Raw genomic sequence first — 17,885 nt, 5'->3', positions numbered from 1 at the left:
TCAGTCCATGACGGCCAGAGACCAGCACCAGCCGGCGAGCTCGCGGGCGATCGCGGTGTTGGCAACCGTGTGCTTCTTCTTGTGCGTGGTCAGGACCTGCCACCGGTGGTGCAGGCGCCGGTTGCCGGCATCACCGCGCGCGGCCGCACCAGGGGTGCTCTTCGCCCACCGGTCGGTCATCGTCTTCCCAGCGACGTAGCGGGCCTTGTGGTGCCAGGCGGCTTCGATCAGCAGCCTGCGGGCGTGCGTGTTCCCGGTCTTCGTGATCGCCCCCAGCGACCTTGACCCTCCCGAGGAGTGCTCGGATGGGACCAGGCCGAGGTAGGCGGCGATCGTGCGGCCGGTGAACCTGTCCCAGTCGCCGATCTCGACCGCCAACGCGAGCCCGGTGAGGGTGGAGATCCCACGCAGACAGGCCAGCCGGTTCGTCACCGCGGTGAACTCACTGTCGGCGGCCAGGTCGGCGATCTGCGCGTCGAGCCGGTCCCGACGAGCGAGGGTCATCGTGACCGCGTCGAACGCGGCATCGAACGCGGCCAGGGTGCCGCGTCCTGCGTCGCCGAGACCGTCTTTGCGGACCCGGCGCAGCCAGGCATCATGGGGCCGATTCCAGGTCACGGACCCGTCATAGACGATCCCGCGGCGCAGCAGCAGCTTCGAGAGCCGGTGACGCGCCGACAGCAGATCCGTGCGGGCATCGTCCCGGGCCCGCACCAGATCGCGGGCCGATTCCTCCGCCACGGTCGGGACTCGCACCGCAACCAGCTCGTCCATCCGCAGCAACCGTGCCAGCAGCAGCGCGTCACGGGCGTCGGTCTTCACCCGATCCCCGGCCGGGCGGATCAGCTTCGACGGCGCCGCGACCGTCACCGGCACCCCGGCCGCGATCAGCATGCGTGCCAGCCCGAAACCCGTCGGCCCAGCCTCATACGCGGCAGCGACCGGCCCGTGCTGCTCCGCGATCCCGGCCACCCACCGTGCCACCCCATCACTGCCCGGCGGGAGCTTCGCCTCGACCACTTCACCCGTCGACGTGTCCAACGCCGCCGCTCGCACGCTGCGCGCGTGCACATCCAAACCAATCGTCGTACGCTCGTTGAACACCAGGGCCTCCGCTGCATGTCGGCATCCCCAGCCCATCTGGGGATGATCCACGAATCTGCACCGTGAGGCCCTGGGCCACAAGACCAACCTCAGAACCCCACCCTCATAGGGTCTGAGCCGCCGCCTCCCGCGCGGATCAGCGACCGACGACGGCGAGGACGAGACCGGTGGGGATGCTGACGGCCAGCACGACCACGAGGGCCCGGAATCCCCACAGCAGCACGGGATGCGCCGGTGCGCCCCGGCGGGTCGCGGCGATGATCACCGCCAGCGCGGCCACCAGCAGCCCCCCGCCGACGAACGTGAGCGGGACCAGTCCCGACAGCTGGCCGCCCAGGACCCCGAGGTTGCCGACGGTGAACAGGACGAAGCCCGTCCAGGTCAGCGCCGCCCCGGCCCGCTGCGCGAGCCAGCCCATGGCCGCGCCGAGCCCGGCCTGCGCGACGCCGCCGACCAGCACCAGGTAGGCCGTCGCCCACGCCGTCTTCTGCGTCGTCGTGTACGCGGTGGCCGCGGCCAGCATCCCGCCCGCCACCGCGAACACGAGCGCGGCGACGAAGAACGGGAGCGCCCGGCGCAGGGCCGCGGTCGCCCCCGTCGGCGGGGTCGTCACACCAGGATCCGCAGCGGCTCGGCCAGCAGATCGGTCAGATCCCGCAGGAATGCGGCGGCGGATGCGCCGTCGAGCACGCGGTGGTCGACCGTCAGCGTCAGCCGGGTGCGAGGACGCACCTGCACCTCGCCGTCGATCACGACCGGCTCGTCCACCGTCGACCCGACCGCCAGGATCGCCGCCTCGGGCGGGTTGATCACGGCGGTGAACGCGTCGATGCCGAACATGCCGAGGTTCGAGACCGAGAACGTGCCTCCGCTCATCTCATCGACCTTCAGACGGCCGGCGCGGGCCCGCGCGGCGAGGTCCTTCACCTCGGCGCCGATCGCCGAGACCGACTTGCGATCGGCATCCTTGACCACGGGCACGACCAGGCCGTCCTCCAGCGCCACGGCCACGCCGACGTTCACGTGCTTGTGCCGCAGGATCGCGTCACCGCCGAACGAGGCGTTCACCTCCGGGTGGGCGGCCAGTGCCACGGCCACCGCGCGCACGATCAGATCGTTCACGCTGACCTTCACGCCGGAGTCGGCCAGCCGGGTGTTGATGTCGCGGCGCAGCTCGGTCATCCGCGAGGCATCCAGCACGGTCGTCAGCTGGAACACCGGCACCAGCGCCGCCTCGGTGAGCCGGCGCGCGGTCACCTTGCGGATCTGCGACATCGGGATGCGCTCGTCGTCCTCGCCCGCGGTCGCCACCGGCGCCGCGGCGGCGGGCGCCGCCTGCGGCGGGGTGGGGGCGGATGCTGCGGCCTGCGGTGCCGGCGCGGCCTCGGCGCCCTGCGGCGCGTTCAGCAGCTGCTCCACGTCGGCGCGGACGATCCGGCCACCGGGACCGGTGCCGGTCACGGTGGTCAGGTCGATCCCGTGAGTCCGGGCGAGGGACCGCACGAGCGGGGTCGCCTTCACCTTCGAGCCCGAGGATGCCGGAGCCTCGGACTCATCGGCCGGCGTGCGCGCGACATCCGCGCCCTTCGCGGCCTCATCCTTCGACCCGGCGCCGGTCTGCGGCGCGGCCTCGTCCCTCACCTGGGCGTCCTGCGCGGACTCGTCGGCACGTTCGGCCGGCGGCTCCTGGCCGGTGTCGGCCTGGGACGCGCCCTTCGCCGTCTCGGCCGGCTCCTCGGCCGCCGTCTCGGATGCGGCATCCGCCCCACCCGAGCCGGACGATCCGGAGCCGTCGCCGATCACGGCGATCGGGGCGCCGATATCGACCGACTCGCCGGGCTGGACCAGGATCTTCTCCAGGACGCCGCCCTCGTAGGCCTCCAGATCCATCACGGCCTTGTCAGTCTCGATCTCGGCCAGCACGTCGCCGCGCTCGACGGTGTCGCCCTCGGCCTTGAGCCACTGCGCTATCGCGCCTTCGGTCATGGTGTCCGAAAGTCGCGGCATGAACACATCAGGCATCGTTCACGGTCCCCTCTTCTAGCGCGCGAACCGCGTCGCATCCAGCTGTTCGTTGATGACCCGGATCAGCGCATCGGCGTCCGGCAGGGCGATCTTCTCCAGCGACTTCGCGTACGGCAGCGGGATCTCGGCCGCCGCCACGCGCCGCACCGGGGCATCCAGGTAGTCGAACGCGCCCTCGCCGATCGTCGCGGCGATCTCGGCGCCGATCCCGTAGGTGAGCCAGTCGTCTTCGAGGATCACCGCCTTGCCGGTCTTGCGCACCGAACGGCAGATGGTCTCGCGGTCCAGCGGTCGCAGGCTGCACAGGTCGACGACCTCGATCGACACACCCTGCTCGGCCATCCGGTGCGCGACATCCTTCGCGATCACGGCCGAGCGGGAGTAGCCGACCACGGTCAGATCGGTGCCTTCGACGGTCACCTTCGCCTTGCCGAACTCGGCGACGTGCTCGCCCTCGGGGACCGGGCCCTTGGTGTTGTACAGCGACAGGTTCTCCAGTAGGAGCACCGGGTCGTCGTCGCGGATCGCGGCGGTCAGCATCGCCTTGGCCTCGGCCGGGGTCGACGGGGCGAGCACCTTCAATCCGGGGACGTGCGCGTACCAGACCTCGAGGTTCTGCGAGTGCGTCGCGGCCAGCTGCTGCCCGCCGCCGCCCGGGGTGCGGATCACCATCGGCACGGCGGTCTGCCCGCCGAACATGCCGTAGATCTTCGCCGCATGGTTCACGATCTGGTCGATCGCGATCAGCGAGAAGTTGATCGTCATGATCTCCACGACCGGGCGCATGCCGAGCATCGCGGCGCCGATCGCGGCTCCGACGAAGCCCTCCTCGGCGATCGGGGTGTCGCGCACCCGCTCGGGCCCGAACTCGTCCAGCAGCCCGGCGGTGATCTTGTACGAGCCCTCGAAGATCCCGATCTCCTCGCCCAGGAGGATGACCTTCTCGTCTCGGGTCATCTCCTCCCGCAGCGCGTCGTTCAGCGCCTGACGGTAGGTGATCTCCGGGGCGGATGCTGCGGGCTGGTCTGTCTTGTCGGCCATCGCCGTCATGCCTCCTGCTTGTCGTCGGCCCTGTCCCAGCCGGCCGCGAGCACCGGGTCGCCGGGCATCAGACGCGGCGCGTTGGGCACATCCGTCGCGTACGTGTAGTCGAACAGCTTCTCGGCGCCGGGCTCGGGGCTGGCGTCGGCGAACGCGATCGCCGCGGCGACCTCGCTCACGGCATCGGCCTGGATCTGATCGGCCTGCTTCGCATCGAGCACGCCGTCGGCGATGAGGCGCGCGCGGTACTCGGGGAGCGGGTCGAGCTCTTTCAGGTGAGCCGTCTCCTCCTTGCTCCGGTACCGGGCCGGGTCGACCACGGAGTGGCCGCGCAGGCGATACGACATGACCTCGAGCAGGCCGGGCCGACGCTGCTCGCGCGCGACCGTGAGCATCTCCTCGGCCGCCTGGCGCACCACCTCGGGGTCGCCGCCGTCGACGCGGCGGCCCTCGATCCGGTACGAGGCCCCGCGCTTGTACAGCAGCGGCTCACCGGACGCGTGCTCGACCGTCGTGGCCATGCCCAGGCCGTTGTTGATGACGACGTAGACGATCGGCAGGTTCCAGATCGCCGCCAGGTTCAGCGACTCGTGGAACGCGCCGATGTTGGTGGTGCCGTCGCCCATCTGGCACATCACGGCCTCGGCGTCCGGCCCGGCCTTGCCCCGGTACGTGAGGGCGAGGGCCGCGCCGGTGGCCGGCGGCAGCTGACCGCCGACGATCCCGTAGCCGCCCAGCATCCGCTTCTCGGCGTCGAACATGTGCATCGAGCCGCCCAGACCCCGTGCGACGCCGTCGCTGCGGCCGAACAGCTCGGCCATCACGCGGTCGGTGCCCAGGCCCCGGGCCAGGGCGTAGCCGTGGTCGCGGTAGTTCGTGAACAGATAGTCGGTGGGCCGCAGCGCCGCCATCAGGCCGACCACCGACGGCTCCTCGCCGAGGTTCAGGTGGCAGTACCCGCCGATCTTGGCGCGCGTGTACATCTCGGCCGCGCGCTGCTCGAACTCGCGGATGAGCTCCATCTCGCGGTAGTACGCGAGTTGGGTCTCGGCATCCGCGCCCTTCGTGCGGGATGCTGCGGCCTTCCCCTTGGCGGCGGATGCCGCGGTCTTGCTCTTGGCGGCGGATGCTGCGGTCTTGCCCTTGGGGGCGGATGCCGCGGTCTTGCTCTTGGCGGCGGTCGCCGCCGGGCCCTTCGCTCGTGCTCCCGCGGATCTCGCGGGGGCTTTCCTACGTGTTGACGCTGTCGCACTGTCCGTGGGCGCACTGCCGCCGGGGGCGGTCTTGTCGCGCTGCGGATCCTGCGTTCGTCCGGCCATTTGTCGAATCCCTCTCACCGAACAACGCGGCTTGTGGCCGCCTGTCTCGTCACGGTCCGGGTGGCTGCTCCTGCAGCGTGAACCGGTCCTCGCTTCCTCCGCATTTCGGGCACACCAGCGGCGGGTGCGCGCCGCGGACGGTTTCGCCGCAGACGCCGCACGCCCATTCCACCATCCGGCCGACCAGGTCGTGCCGGCTGAGTATTCCGACCAGGCGGCCGGAGGACAGCACCGGGACGCGCCGGATCTGCGAGTCCACCAGGATGCGCCGCACCTGCTCGATGTCGGTGTCGCTGGTGACGCTGATCACGGCGGTGGTCATGACATCCCGCGCCGTCCGGCCGGTGCGCGCCAGCAGGTCGAGTTCGCTGACCAGGCCGAGCACCGTGCCGGAGGCATCCACCACCGGGACCGCGCTGATCCGCCGTGAGGTGAGCGCCTCGGCGATGTGGGCCACGGTCGCATCCGGGCCGACGGTGATCACGGGTGCGGTCATGACCTGACCGGCGGTGATCCCCGCTGCCGAACCCGATTGTGACGCCATCGCATCCCCCTGTCCCTGCATCGCAGATTATCAGCCCGGCCGGCTCGGTGGGCCGCCGCGGGCCGTGACAATGCCGGTGCCGGGCGTGTTCGCGGCCCTGGCGGGTGGCGGTGCGTGACCGCGGCGACGGTGTGGCGTCAGGGAACCTCCGGACGTCGGACCGGAAGGCAGGCGGCCACGACCTCGACGATCGCGGCCGGCAGGTAGAAGACGCCGATGCTGAGGGCCCCGACGAGCGCGAACACGCCGAGGAGGACGGCGGCCACGATCGAGGAGACCCTCCAGGCGCGCCCGCGCAGGAGCAGCGGCACCGCGGCGATCAGGACGGGGATGACCAGAACCAGCAGATATGCGCTCCCCTGCATCTGGAGGAGGGTCTGCGTCCGGGTCGCCTGGTGGCCGTCGGAGTCGGAGGTGACGCTCTGGAAGGCGGGCAGGAAGCAGAGCGCGACGCCGGCGGCCAGAGTCAGGGCGAAGCCGATGATCTGCAGGACGCGCGCGGCGTTCACCGCGCACGCGGAGGGTGGGCCATGGCGCCAGACTAGGCTGTTCCGGCCTCCGCGCGCGGGTGCGGGATCATCCCAGCGATGTAGGCGAGAGTCGACCGCAGACCGATGCGGGGCGGGGTGCGGCATCCGTAGCGTCGAGGGCATGGAGATCACAACGACCGAACTCGGGCTGGCCGCCCGGGTCCACCAGCTGACCAAGACCTATGGCGCCGGCGCCGGCGAGGTGCGCGCGCTGGACGGCGTGACCGTCGGAATCCGCCGCGGCGAGTTCACCGCGATCATGGGGCCGTCCGGTTCGGGCAAGTCCACCCTGATGCACATCATGGCGGGGCTGGATGCCCCCACCGACGGGCGCGCCTGGATCGGCGACACCGAGATCACCGGGTTGGACGACCTCGAGCTGACCATCCTGCGTCGGCGTCGGGTGGGCTTCGTGTTCCAGTCGTTCAACCTGGTGCCCACGCTGGATGTCCTGGGCAATGTGCGACTGCCGTTCGACCTGGACGGGCGCAAGCCGTCCGCGCTGGAGCACGCCCGCATCGACTCGCTGCTGGAGACGCTCGGCCTGACCGGGCGGCTGCGGCACCGACCGCACGAGCTCAGCGGCGGACAGCAGCAGCGCGTCGCGATCGCGCGGGCGCTGGCGACGGCCCCCGACCTGGTGTTCGCGGATGAGCCGACCGGCAACCTCGACTCCCGCTCCGGGCGCGAGGTACTCGCGCTGCTGCGCGCCGCCAGCGCCGAGCACGGCCAGTCGATCGCGATGGTCACGCACGATCCGGTGGCCGCGTCGCACGCCGACCGGGTGGTGTTCCTCGGCGACGGGCGGATCGTCGCTGACAAGCCGCGGCAGTCCGCCGAGGAGATCTCGGCCTACATGCTGGCCACCGAGCTCGGCGCGACGACCTCCGAAGCGGTGTCGGCATGAGCGGCACAGGGGGCGGTATCGGCGAGACCCACTGGCTGCGCGACCGGGGGATGGGCGCCAGCATCCTCGTCTCGGCCATCTCCGCCGCGTTCGGCGTGATCCTGATCTCGGCGACCGGCTACCTCGCGGCCATGCTGCGGGCGAATCCGTACATCGGCGAGAGCGGGACGCTGGCCGTCGTGCTCGGGGTGGTCGGCGTCATCCTCGTCGGCCTGGCCGTGTACGTCGCGGCGATCGTGACGGCGAACACGTTCTCGACCGTGGTCGCCGGACGCACCCGGCAGATCGCCCTCCTGCGGCTGATCGGCGCGTCGGCGCGTGCGCAGCGCGCGGACGTCGCGCGCCAAGGCCTGGTGGTCGGCGTCATCGGCGCGATCGTGGGCCTGGCCGTCGGCATCCTGGTGTCGTTCGCGGGGATCGCGATCGTCGCGCGTGTGCTGGACATCACCGGGGTCGACTACGAGGTGCTGCGTGCAGTGCTGCTGCTGCCGACGGCGATCGTGGCGCTGACCACGTGGGCCGCCGCCTGGACGGGTTCGCGCCGCGTGCTGGCGGTCACGCCGCTGCAGGCGCTGGGGGCGTCCACCGAGGCGCGCCGCGAAGAGGTCGCGCGGCGCACGGGCCGCAACGTCACCGCGGTCATCCTGGTGGGGGTCGGGATGCTGCTGCTGACCGCCGGCGTCGCCCTGGGGCTGCTCAACCCGTCCGGAGTCCTGGTGGCCTTCGTCGGAGGGCTGCTCTCGTTCACCGGGATCGCGCTCGGCGCGACGGTCTTCATGCCGCCGCTGCTGCGCCTCACCGGCCGGATGTTCGGCCGCTCGGCCGTGGCGCGGCTGGCCGCGGAGAACGCGCTGCGCTACCCGGAGCGCTCGAGCCGGATGGCGATCGGCGTCGTGATCGGCGTGACGCTGGTGACGATGTTCTCGGTCGCGATGGAATCGGCCAAGGCGGTCATGGCCGCCGCGGCCGGGGGGACGCTCCCGCCCGAGCTGAGCACCGTGCTCGACACGTTCGCGGGCATCATGATGGGACTCGTCGGGGTCTCGGCGGTCATCGCCGCGGTCGGCCTGGTCAACCTGCTCACGCTCGGCGTGGTGCAGCGGCGGCACGAGCTCGGGCTGCTGCGCGCGCTGGGCCTGTCGACCGGCCAGGTGCGGCGGGTGGTGCTGCTGGAAGCCGCGCACATCGCGATCACCGCCGTGATCACCGGCGTCGTGCTCGGGATCGCGTACGGCTGGGCGGGGGCGCAGTCCCTGCTCGGCGCGGTCGCGGCCAACCCGAACGGCGAGCAGGCGGGCATGGTGTGGCCGGCGATCCCGGTGCCGGTGGTGGTGGGCATCGTCGTGACCACCGCACTGCTGACCCTCGTCGCGGCGGTGGTCCCCACGCGCCTGGCCACCCGGGTCACCCCGGTCGAGGCGCTCGCCGCCTGACCCTCGCCCCTGCTCGACCCCGCCCCTGCCCGACCCTCGCCCCTGCCGAAATCGTACGATTTGGCCGAGTGCACATCATCCTGGGCCCAGATTGATGTGCACTCGGCCGGATCGTACGATCTCGAGGTGAAGGCGCAGGGTCAGGCGGGCTCGGGGTCGTGGGCCCAGGTGCGGGCGAGGGCGCGGATGCGCGCCGCACGCCACTGCCACACCGCCCACAGCGCCGGCCACAGGGCAGGCGCCGCGCGGCCGCCGATCACGAGGCGCTCGCGCCACAGCGTGCGTGCCGGGTCGCCCGGGGCCGGGCTCACCGCCATCTGGTGGTCCCAGACATCCAGCGCCGCCAGCGGCCCCGACAGCGGGATGCCGCTGTCCCGCAGGATCCGCACCCGCTGCCCGTCCATCACCCGCTCGACATCGCTCACGTCGATCAGCTGCCGCCCCAGCGGCAGCGGGCCGAGCGACAGGTCGACGATCGCGTCATCGCCCGGCGACCACGACGGCGGCAGGTGCTCGAGCGAACGGAGCGTCACGAACGGGCCGTCCAGCTCGGCGATCGCCCGCGGCGAGTGCAGCGCCCGCCACGCGGCATCCGCATCGCAGTCGATCACGAGCTTGAGCAGGATGCGCATGCCTCAGTCTCGCACCCTAGGCTTTCGGACGTGTTCGATCAGTCCTTCTTCCAGGTCCGCCTCGACTGGGGTCTCGCCGGCCTGGCCCGCCTGGCTCCCGCCGATGTGGTCGTGGTCGTGGACGTGCTGCGGTTCACGACGACGGCGACGGATGCCGCGGCCCGCGGCGCGTCCCTTCCGCTGACCGGAAGCGGGTCGATCAACGGCGCACCGATCGCGGCGCAGGCCGCCGCATCCGGTGCCGTCGTGCTGGCCGGCAGCCTGCGCAACGCCGGTGCCGTGGCCCGCTTGATCACCGACGAGCAGCACCGCCGCGGCACCCGGGTCGGCGTCGCCGTGGTGCCGGCGGGGGAGCGCGACGGGTCCGGCGAGATGCGGTTCGCGATCGAGGACCAGCTGGGTGCCGGGGCAGTCGTCGACGCGCTCGCGGCACGCGGGATCGATCACTCGTCACCTGAGGCCGCCGTGGCGTGCGAGGCGTTCCGCGGACTGCGCGGCGCCGTGCGGCACCTGCTGCTCGCGAGCGGCTCGGGGCAGGAACTGGTCGAGCGCCGCCTGCGCGACGACGTCCTTCGCGCCGCCGAACTCGACGCGGCCGACGTCGTGCCGATCCTGCGGGACGGCGTCTTCGCCGCGGGCTGAGAACGGACGGCGCGCGTCCGACCCGCCACTTCTGCAGCGGGTGCGTGTCCTTGCCGTCGAGCCACAGCGTGTCCGACACGTCGCCGTGCGGTCCGGAGGACTGGAAGGCCATGTGGTCTCCTGCTCTTCGCCCGTCCTGGCGGACACCGTGCGGTGCTGCTGTCGGGACAGCTCTGTCAGCGCGGCGTCATGGCCGCCAGCCGCGCGGCCGGTGCGATCTCGCGGCGCGTCCAGCGGAACAGGAACCGTTCGTCGTAGCGCGGCGCGCACTTCACACAGGACGTGGGACGGGTGGGACGCCGGTGCCGATACGCCACGTGGCCGGCCGGGCAGACCCCGACCCATGGCGCCAGCTCGGTCGCCGTCTCGCCGTCATGCGTGGTGCCGCCGACGTACCCGAGTCGTCGCGCGACCCGCTTCCACTCCGCGCCGTGGCCGGCGGCCGGCCCGGCGACGGCGTGCGCGACCTCGTGCAGCAGCGTTTGGTGGTTCGTGTCGTCGTCGTAGCGGGCGGCCAGGTACCGCGACACGCTGATGCGCTTGTGCGTGTAGTTGCACAGGCCCGCGCGGCGTTTCGCGTTGTCGAACGCGAACGACCAGGAGGGATCGAGATGGAGCGAGATGAGTGCGTCGGCCCAGGCGCGCACCCGATGCAGTTCAGACATGCGAAGACATTAGAACGTACCTGCGACATCGGGTCAGACGGCGATGGATGCCTCTGCCCGCCGCCGTTCGGTCGTGTCGATCGCCATCAGCGTGGACTCCAGCTGATCCTCGGGCGCCTCCGATTCCTGCCGCAGGAACAGGGCGCGCTTGAAGTCGGCGCGCGCGGAGTCGTAATCCCCGGCGTCGAAGTGCGCCTTGCCGCGGTGCTGCAGCGCGAACGCCGCGATGCTCGACCAGCCCTGGCCCTCGGCCTCGGCCGCGCAGGTGGTCATCTCCGCGATCGCCGCCGCATACGAGCCGCGGAACTGCAGGACCGTCGCGTGCAGGATCCGCGCGCGCAGCAGGTCGCGGCGGGTGCCCGCCATCCGGGCCTGCCGGACGGCGGCGTCGGCGACGGTGAGCGCCTCATCGAGGTCGTCGAGCACCTTCAGCAGCCAGACCCGCTCCAGCATCGCGGGGAGGCTGCGCTGCCCGCCGATCTCGTCCAGCCGCTCCCGGCAGCGATGCGGGTCGACGATCTCGCGGAGGGTGTCGGGGTCGTACCCCTGGATGTAGCTCACCGTGAACTCCCTTCGCGACCGGTGCTTCCAGTGTGCCTGACGAGGCCGGGGCGGTCGGGCATCGACGCCGCGTGTCCCCGGGCTCGAGGCATCCCACCCGCCCCGGCGGGCGCGGGTCGGACACGTCCGTGCTCCCCGTCCACGAGGTGATGGCCACGGCATCCGGCCGGTGCTTCTCGATCGCCCGCCGCGCCGGCGTGCTCCGCCGCCCCGCGGGCGCGTCCCGCCCGCCGGCCGCCCCGCGCAGCAGCCCGAGACGACGTCGGAGCGATGACTAGGCTCGGCCTGTGAACAGTGTGCGTGCGGCGATCCTTGGGCCGGTCACGGTCGAGGCCGCGGACGCCCGCGTCGAGCTGAGCGGGCCGAACGCCCGCGCCCTGGTGGCCTCGCTCGTACTCGCGACCGGAACCACCCGCAGCACCGATGCGCTCGTGGACGACATCTGGGGCGACGACCCGCCGCAGAACCCGCGGGCGGCCCTCCAGACGCTGGTCTCGCGGGTGCGCGCGGTCGCCGGCGCGGATGCGGTGCGCAGCGCGCCCGGCGGCTACGCGCTGGGCGACGTCGAGATCGACATCGATACGGCTCGCGGCCTGCTCGAGCGGGCCGACCGCCTGCCCGCCGACGACCCGGAACGGCTGTCGCTGCTGGATGCGGCCCTCACGCTGTGGCGCGGCGAACCCGGCGCCGATCTCGAGGGCCACCCGGTCTCAGACGCGGTGCGGGATGCCGCGGCCGCCCTGCGCGCCCGGGCCGAGGCATCCCGGGCCGATGCGCTGAGCACGGGCGGCCGGCCCGATGACGCTGCCGCCGCGCTCGCCGCGCTCGCCGTCGCCCGGCCGTACGACGAGGCCCTGCACGCGCGCTGGATGCGGGCGCTCGCCGACGCCGGCCGTGTGCCCGAGGCGCTCGCCGTGTTCGCGGCGCTGCGCACTCGGCTGCGCGACGAACTGGGCAGCTCGCCCGGCGCCGAGCTGACCGAGCTGAACACCCGGCTGCTGCGGGCGGATCCGCGGGCCCGCAGCGCGCGGGTGCGCCTCGGGCTGCAGGCGGCCCCGAACGAGCTGGTCGGGCGCGACGGCGACCTGCGGGCTCTGGCCGGGCTGCTCGCGCACGCCCGGCTGGTCACGATCCTGGGCACCGGCGGCCTCGGCAAGACGCGCGCGGCGCAGGCGGTGGCCGCGGCATCCGATGCGCCCACCGTGGTCGTGGTGTCGCTGGCAGGGGTCCGCTCGGACGACGATGTGCCGCTGGCCATCGCGGCCGCGCTCGGCATCAACGAGGCCACGCCCGGGGGGCGCCTCGCCGACGCCCGCACCCGCCCCGACCTTCGGGTGCGGGTCGTCTCGCTGCTGGGCGAGCAGCCCACCCTGCTGGTGCTCGACAACTGCGAGCAGGTCATCGACGGCGTCGCCGGCTGGGTCGCCGACATCTTGGCGGCCGTCCCGACGCTGCGCGTCCTCACCACGAGCCGCACGCCGCTCGCGGTGGCCGGCGAGGTCACCTATCCGCTCCCGCCGCTCTCGGTCGATGGCACGGACGCCCGCGGCGGCACGGATGCCCGCAGTGGGACGGATGCCGGCGGTCCGGCCGACCCCGGCGGTCCGGCCGATGCCGGCGGCGAGGCGTCCACGGCGGGCGAGATCGAGAGCCCCGCCGTCCGGCTGTTCCTGGATCGCGCGCGCGCCGTGCGCCCCGGCGCGACGCTGCCGAAAGACGTGGTCGCCCGGCTGTGCACGCACCTGGACGGCCTGCCGCTGGCGATCGAACTGGCTGCGGCCCGGGTGCGGACGATGACCCCCGAGCAGATCGAGGCGCGGCTGCAGGACCGCTTCGCGCTGCTGACCACCGGTGACCGCAGCGCGCCCGAACGCCATCGCACGCTCGAGGCCGTGATCGGCTGGAGCTGGGACCTGCTGGACCAGCAGGCCCGCCGCGCGATGGCGATGCTGGCCGTGCTGCCGGCCGGATTCACGGTCGAGACCATGGCCACGGTCCTCGGCGAGCCCGCCGACGACGTCGTCGACCGGCTGGTGTCGCAGTCGCTGCTGCTGGTGGGCGAGCAGCCCGACACCGGGCAGGTGCGGTTCCGGATGCTCGAGACCGTCCGTGAGTACGCGCTGGCGCGACTGGCCGACACCCCCGGGGGTGTCGAGGATGCCTGGGCCCGCGTGACCGACTGGGCCGGTCGGTTCAGCAGCGACCGCCTGGGGCAGGTCTTCGAGCGCGAGGTGAACCGTCAGGTGCGCGCCGAGCACGACAACCTGATCTCGGTGCTGCGCCGGTCCATCGACGCGGACGACGACGCGGTCACGGTGCTGCTGTTCGCCCTGCTCGGCCAGGGCTGGATGGTGCAGGGCGCATTCACCGAGCTCGCGGCGTTCGCCCCGGTCGTCTTCGACGCGGTCGCCCGCACCGGCGAGCGCGAGGTCCCGGTCGACGCCCTCATCGTGACCCTCATCTTCGGCGCATTCGTCCTGCGCGCCGAAGGCGAGCCGCGCGCGCTGCGGTTCCTCGCGCGCATCCGCATCCTCCGTCGCCGCCATCCGGACATGGACAGTCTGCTCGGCGCGTTCGCCGATGCGGTCCTGGCGATCCTCCAGGCCGGAGCATCGCGCCGCACCGATCGCATCTTGGCGGCGTTCGAGCGGCTCCGCGCCGCGCCCGATCTCGCGACCCGACTGCTCGGCGAATCGCTGCTGTCGCAGTTCGCCGAGAACTCCGGCGACATGCAGACCGCGCTCGAGTCGGCCACCCGGGCGTGGCAGCTGGCGCAGCGCAGCCCGGCACAGTGGTTCGCCGCGATGGCGGCGTCCTCGATCGCCCAGCTGAGCAGTCAGATGGCCCAGCCCGCGGCGGCGCTGAAATGGCTCGCGATCGCGGCGGAGGAGTACGCGCAGTTCGGTGCGTTCGAGCAGGATCGGCAGCTGGAATGGCTGCGCGGGGCCAACCTGGCCGCTCTCGGCGAACTCGACGCCGCCCGCGACGTGTTCCAGGCCCTCACCGAGGGGCGCGAGATGACCGAGGACGGGCTGGAGGCGGCATCCATCGGCTGGTACGGACTGGCCGAGATCGATCGCGCCTCCGGAGCCGGTGCGGACGCCGGCGCGGCGTTCGAGCGCGCGCTGTCGATGTTCCGGTCCGGTGACCAGCGCGGATCGCCGTGGTACCTGATGCTGATGGCCGGCACCCTGTCGGCCGCGACGTTCGACGACCTGCTCACCGAGCCGGCGCGCAGCCGCTGGGCGCGCCGACTGCGAGGACGGATGCTGGCGGTCGCGCGGATGCGGTCGGAGTTCCTCGACGCCCCGGTGGTGGGCACCGTCCTGATGGGGTGGTCGGCGTGGGCGATGGATCACCCCGAGCGCCGTGATCGGGCGCTGGCGGCGCTCGCGCTGGGCGAGCGGCTCGGCGCCCGGCAGGATCTGCTCAGCCTGCACTGGACCGAGCACTTCGCACACGCCGAGCGCGTGGCCGGCGCCCAGCGGGTGGCCGCGGCGCGGGACGCGATCGCCGGGCTGCCACGGGAGGACGCGGTGCTCCGCGGACTCGCCGTGCTGCGCGAGCCGAGCGCCCCCGGCCGCTGAGCGACCGGGGGCGGGGCGGCGAGTGCCGGCCGTCAGGCCTTGCGCATGTAGGCGCGGACGGTCAGCGGGGCGAAGATCGCCACGATCACGGCGGCGCCCAGCAGCGACACCCACGCATCCGAGGTGAAGGCGCCGTTGTTGGCCAGCTCGCGCACCGCGGTGACCAGATGCGAGACCGGGTTGATGTCTGCGAACCAGGCCAGCCAGCTGGGCATGCTGTCCACGGGCACGAATGCGTTGGACAGGAACGTCAGCGGGAACAGCACGAGCATCGAGATGCCCTGCACGCTGCCGGCGGTGCGGGCGATGACCCCGAAGAACGCGAAGATCCAGCTGATCGCCCATGAGCAGACGATCACCAGCAGGCCGGCCAGGACGACTTCGCCCAGACCTCCGGCGGGGTGGTAGCCGATCACGAAGCCCATCGCGAACGTGAGCGTGGTCGCGATGGCGTAGCGCACGGTGTCGGCCAGGAGTGCCCCGGACAGCGGGGCGATACGCGCGATCGGCAGCGACCGGAACCGGTCGAACACGCCTTTGTCCATGTCCTCGCGCAGCTGGGTGCCGGTCACGACCGAGGTGGTGATGACGGTCTGCACCAGGATGCCCGGGATCAGCGACGGCAGGTAGCTCTGCACGTCGCCGGCGATCGCGCCGCCGAACAGGTACGCGAACATCAGGGTGAAGATGATCGGCTGCACCGTCACGTCGACCAGCTGCTCGGGCGTGCGGCGGATCTTGATCAGTCCGCGGTACGCCATGGTGAACGTGTTGGCCACGCTCTGGCGGATGCTGGGGCGGTTGCTCAGCCGGCGATCGGCGGCCGGGACGATCCGGCCGGCGGTGAGGGTGGTCATGCCGATACCTCTTCCTTCTCTGCGTTCTTCTGCGCGGCCTCGGCCTGGTCGGTCGCGTCGTGTCCGGTGATCGCCAGGAACGCCTCGTCCAGGGTCGGCTTCTGCACGCTCATCTCGGTGAGGTGGATGCCCTCGTCCCGCAGCGTGATCAGCAGGTCGGCGACGCGGTCGGCGTCGGCCATCGGTGCGGTGAGGCGGGATGCCTCGGGGGAGAGCGTCGCCGTCGTCCCGAGGACGCGCTCGATGGCGCGCAGGGCGTCGGCGGTGTCGGCCGCATCGGCCAGCCGCAGCTGCAGGCTCGAGGTGCCCACCGACGACTTCAGCTCGTCGGCGGTGCCCTCGGCCGCGACCTTGCCACGGTCGATGACCGCGATCCGGTCGGCCAGCTGGTCGGCCTCGTCCAGGTACTGCGTGGTCAGCAGCACCGTCGAACCGGTGGATACCAGCTCGCGGATCGTGTCCCACATCTGCCCGCGGGTGCGGGGGTCCAGCCCGGTCGTCGGCTCGTCCAGGAAGATCAGCGGAGGCTGGGCGATCAGGGATGCCGCCAGGTCGAGGCGACGGCGCATGCCGCCGGAGAACTTCTTCAGCGGCCGGCGCGCGGCATCCGTGAGTCCGAACCGCTCGAGCAGGTCGACGGACTTGCTGCGGGCCTCGGCCCGGGACAGGCCCAGCAGGCGCGAGAAGATGATCAGGTTCTCGGTGGCCGACAGCGTCTCGTCGACGGACGCGAACTGTCCGGTGACGCCGATCAGCTGGCGCACGATGTTCGGCTCGCGCACGACGTCGTGGCCGAAGATGCGGCCGGAGCCGCCGTCCGGACGCAGGAGCGTGGCGAGCATGTTGATGGTGGTGGTCTTGCCGGCGCCGTTCGGTCCGAGCACCCCGTAGACGGTGCCGGTCTTGACCCGCAGGTCGACGCCGTCGACCGCGCGGTTCTGCCCGAACACCTTCACCAGGGAGTCGGCCTCAACGGCCCAGTCAGTGGAAATTGTCATGCGACAAGGATCAGCACCCGGCCTGTCATGGCGCTGTCGCGGCGCTGTCGCCGGCTTTCACCTGCTGTCGCCGGCGCCCGGCCCCCGACTCAGCGCTCGAACAGCGAGGAGTTCGGCTTCGGCGACGGGACGGCATCGGCATCCGTCACCGGCGCCAGCGACCCCACGAACTCGTCGAGCTCGCGGCCCTCGGCGACCTTGGCCGGGTGGGGGCCGGCGGCCATCAGGCGCGGCAGCCAGCGGGTGGGCAGCTCTGCTGCGGATGCCGCGACCACCAGATTGCCGAAGCGGCGGCCCTTCAGCGTCTGGACCTCGGCCAGCACGATCACGTGCGGCAGCACCGCCCGCACCGTCGCGACCTGCCGCCGCGCGAACGCGAGTCCGGCGCCGTCGGCGACGTTCACCAGCAGCACCCCGTCGGGGGCCAGCAGGCGGGATGCCGTGGTGTAGAACTCGACGGTGGTCAGGTGCGCGGGGGTCTGGGCTCCGGCGTACACGTCCGAGACCAGCAGATCGACCGTGCCGGTCAGCGCGGCGGGCAGGCGGGCCAAGCCGGCGCGGGCGTCTGAGATGCGGATCCGGATCGATGCGGCGCGGGGCAGCGGGAGCTCGGCGCGCACCAGGTCGACCAGCGCCTGCTCGAGCTCGATCACCTGCTGCCGCGAACCGGGACGGGTGTGCTCGATGTAGCGGGGGATGGTCAGGGCGCCCGCCCCGAGGTGCACCGCGGTCAGCGGCTGGCCCGGCATCCCCAGCTGGTCGATCACCGCGCCCATCCGAGCCACGTACTCGAAGTGCAGGTGGGACGGGTCGTCCAGATCGACGTGCGACTGGGGCGTCGCCCCGACCAGCAGCTCGAAGCCCGAGGCGAACGGGCTCGGCACGATCCCGGCCATCGTCCCGTCGGACAGGCGCGCCTTCGGGAACTCCGCGTCCCGCTGTCTGGTCCGGCCCACGCGACCACCGTACCGTCGCGGCGGCGTGCAGAACTCCGGAGAAATCGACCGGGCGGCGCCGTATCACCTCCTGAGCCGGCCGCC

The 17,885-nt window shown here is 72.3% G+C and carries 17 protein-coding genes; 4 read left to right on the top strand and 13 right to left on the bottom strand.

From position 1 onward, the window contains the following. From AC0L6F_RS06880 to AC0L6F_RS06850, 7 genes are all read right to left on the bottom strand, one after another. Positions 1-1,140, bottom strand: coding sequence for an IS110 family RNA-guided transposase (locus AC0L6F_RS06880; RefSeq protein ID WP_473539975.1), 1,140 nt, complete (start codon positions 1,138-1,140; stop codon positions 1-3). A gap of 100 nt (positions 1,141-1,240) precedes the next feature. After that, the gene (locus AC0L6F_RS06875) at positions 1,241-1,717 is read right to left on the bottom strand and encodes a hypothetical protein (RefSeq protein ID WP_473539663.1); all 477 of its coding nucleotides are present in this window, start codon (positions 1,715-1,717) and stop codon (positions 1,241-1,243) included. After that, complete coding sequence (locus AC0L6F_RS06870) at positions 1,714-3,111, bottom strand: dihydrolipoamide acetyltransferase family protein (protein WP_473539662.1); 1,398 nt, start codon at positions 3,109-3,111, stop codon at positions 1,714-1,716. The genes AC0L6F_RS06875 and AC0L6F_RS06870 overlap by 4 nt, the downstream gene beginning before the upstream one ends. Before the next feature lie 33 nt (positions 3,112-3,144). Then, the gene (locus AC0L6F_RS06865) at positions 3,145-4,170 is read right to left on the bottom strand and encodes an alpha-ketoacid dehydrogenase subunit beta (RefSeq protein WP_473539661.1); all 1,026 of its coding nucleotides are present in this window, start codon (positions 4,168-4,170) and stop codon (positions 3,145-3,147) included. A gap of 5 nt (positions 4,171-4,175) precedes the next feature. Next, on the bottom strand, positions 4,176-5,489 hold the full coding sequence (locus tag AC0L6F_RS06860; RefSeq protein ID WP_473539660.1) for a thiamine pyrophosphate-dependent enzyme: 1,314 nt from the start codon (positions 5,487-5,489) through the stop codon (positions 4,176-4,178). A gap of 49 nt (positions 5,490-5,538) precedes the next feature. Continuing rightward, complete coding sequence (locus AC0L6F_RS06855; protein WP_274635905.1) at positions 5,539-5,985, bottom strand: CBS domain-containing protein; 447 nt, start codon at positions 5,983-5,985, stop codon at positions 5,539-5,541. A 185-nt stretch (positions 5,986-6,170) separates the two neighbouring features. Further along, the gene (locus AC0L6F_RS06850; protein WP_259612588.1) at positions 6,171-6,542 is read right to left on the bottom strand and encodes a hypothetical protein; all 372 of its coding nucleotides are present in this window, start codon (positions 6,540-6,542) and stop codon (positions 6,171-6,173) included. Positions 6,543-6,684: 142 nt separating this feature from the next. Between AC0L6F_RS06850 and AC0L6F_RS06845 the strand changes: the two genes are divergently transcribed. Together AC0L6F_RS06845 and AC0L6F_RS06840 are read left to right on the top strand one after the other, a co-directional pair. Further along, entirely contained in the window at positions 6,685-7,470 is a 786-nt protein-coding gene (locus AC0L6F_RS06845) for an ABC transporter ATP-binding protein (RefSeq protein ID WP_473539659.1), read from the top strand. Then, positions 7,467-8,903 (top strand): ABC transporter permease, encoded by a 1,437-nt coding sequence (locus AC0L6F_RS06840; RefSeq protein WP_473539658.1) that lies wholly within the window; start codon positions 7,467-7,469, stop codon positions 8,901-8,903. Before AC0L6F_RS06845 ends, AC0L6F_RS06840 begins: the two co-directional genes overlap by 4 nt. A 140-nt stretch (positions 8,904-9,043) precedes the next feature. On the opposite strand, the gene AC0L6F_RS06835 is transcribed toward AC0L6F_RS06840, so the two are convergent. Next, positions 9,044-9,535, bottom strand: a complete 492-nt coding sequence (locus AC0L6F_RS06835) for a hypothetical protein (RefSeq protein ID WP_473539657.1) — start codon at positions 9,533-9,535, stop codon at positions 9,044-9,046. Between the two features lie 30 nt (positions 9,536-9,565). Between AC0L6F_RS06835 and AC0L6F_RS06830 the strand changes: the two genes are divergently transcribed. Further along, complete coding sequence (locus AC0L6F_RS06830) at positions 9,566-10,177, top strand: 2-phosphosulfolactate phosphatase (protein ID WP_473539656.1); 612 nt, start codon at positions 9,566-9,568, stop codon at positions 10,175-10,177. Positions 10,178-10,353: 176 nt separating this feature from the next. On the opposite strand, the gene AC0L6F_RS06825 is transcribed toward AC0L6F_RS06830, so the two are convergent. Together AC0L6F_RS06825 and AC0L6F_RS06820 are read right to left on the bottom strand one after the other, a co-directional pair. After that, a complete protein-coding gene (locus AC0L6F_RS06825; protein ID WP_259612584.1) occupies positions 10,354-10,842 on the bottom strand; it encodes a SprT-like domain-containing protein in 489 nt (162 codons plus the stop codon). Between the two features lie 33 nt (positions 10,843-10,875). Then, positions 10,876-11,403, bottom strand: a complete 528-nt coding sequence (locus tag AC0L6F_RS06820; protein ID WP_274635899.1) for a tetratricopeptide repeat protein — start codon at positions 11,401-11,403, stop codon at positions 10,876-10,878. 287 nt (positions 11,404-11,690) lie between these two features. Here AC0L6F_RS06820 and AC0L6F_RS06815 point away from each other — a divergent pair, with 287 nt between their 5' ends. After that, a complete protein-coding gene (locus AC0L6F_RS06815; protein WP_473539655.1) occupies positions 11,691-14,990 on the top strand; it encodes an ATP-binding protein in 3,300 nt (1,099 codons plus the stop codon). A 32-nt stretch (positions 14,991-15,022) separates the two neighbouring features. On the opposite strand, the gene AC0L6F_RS06810 is transcribed toward AC0L6F_RS06815, so the two are convergent. From AC0L6F_RS06810 to AC0L6F_RS06800, 3 genes are all read right to left on the bottom strand, one after another. Continuing rightward, a complete protein-coding gene (locus tag AC0L6F_RS06810) occupies positions 15,023-15,847 on the bottom strand; it encodes an ABC transporter permease (protein WP_274635897.1) in 825 nt (274 codons plus the stop codon). Beyond that, positions 15,844-16,845: an ATP-binding cassette domain-containing protein gene (locus AC0L6F_RS06805; protein WP_473539654.1), complete on the bottom strand. Its 1,002-nt coding sequence runs from the start codon at positions 16,843-16,845 to the stop codon at positions 15,844-15,846. Before AC0L6F_RS06805 ends, AC0L6F_RS06810 begins: the two co-directional genes overlap by 4 nt. An 89-nt stretch (positions 16,846-16,934) precedes the next feature. Beyond that, entirely contained in the window at positions 16,935-17,741 is an 807-nt protein-coding gene (locus AC0L6F_RS06800) for a spermidine synthase (RefSeq protein WP_473539974.1), read from the bottom strand. Positions 17,742-17,885 lie beyond the last annotated feature (144 nt).

The sequence above is a fragment of the Microbacterium sp. G2-16M genome, from assembly GCF_055809115.1.
Note: the sequence above shows the minus strand (reverse complement) of the source record. Positions and strands in the feature narration are given on the sequence as shown.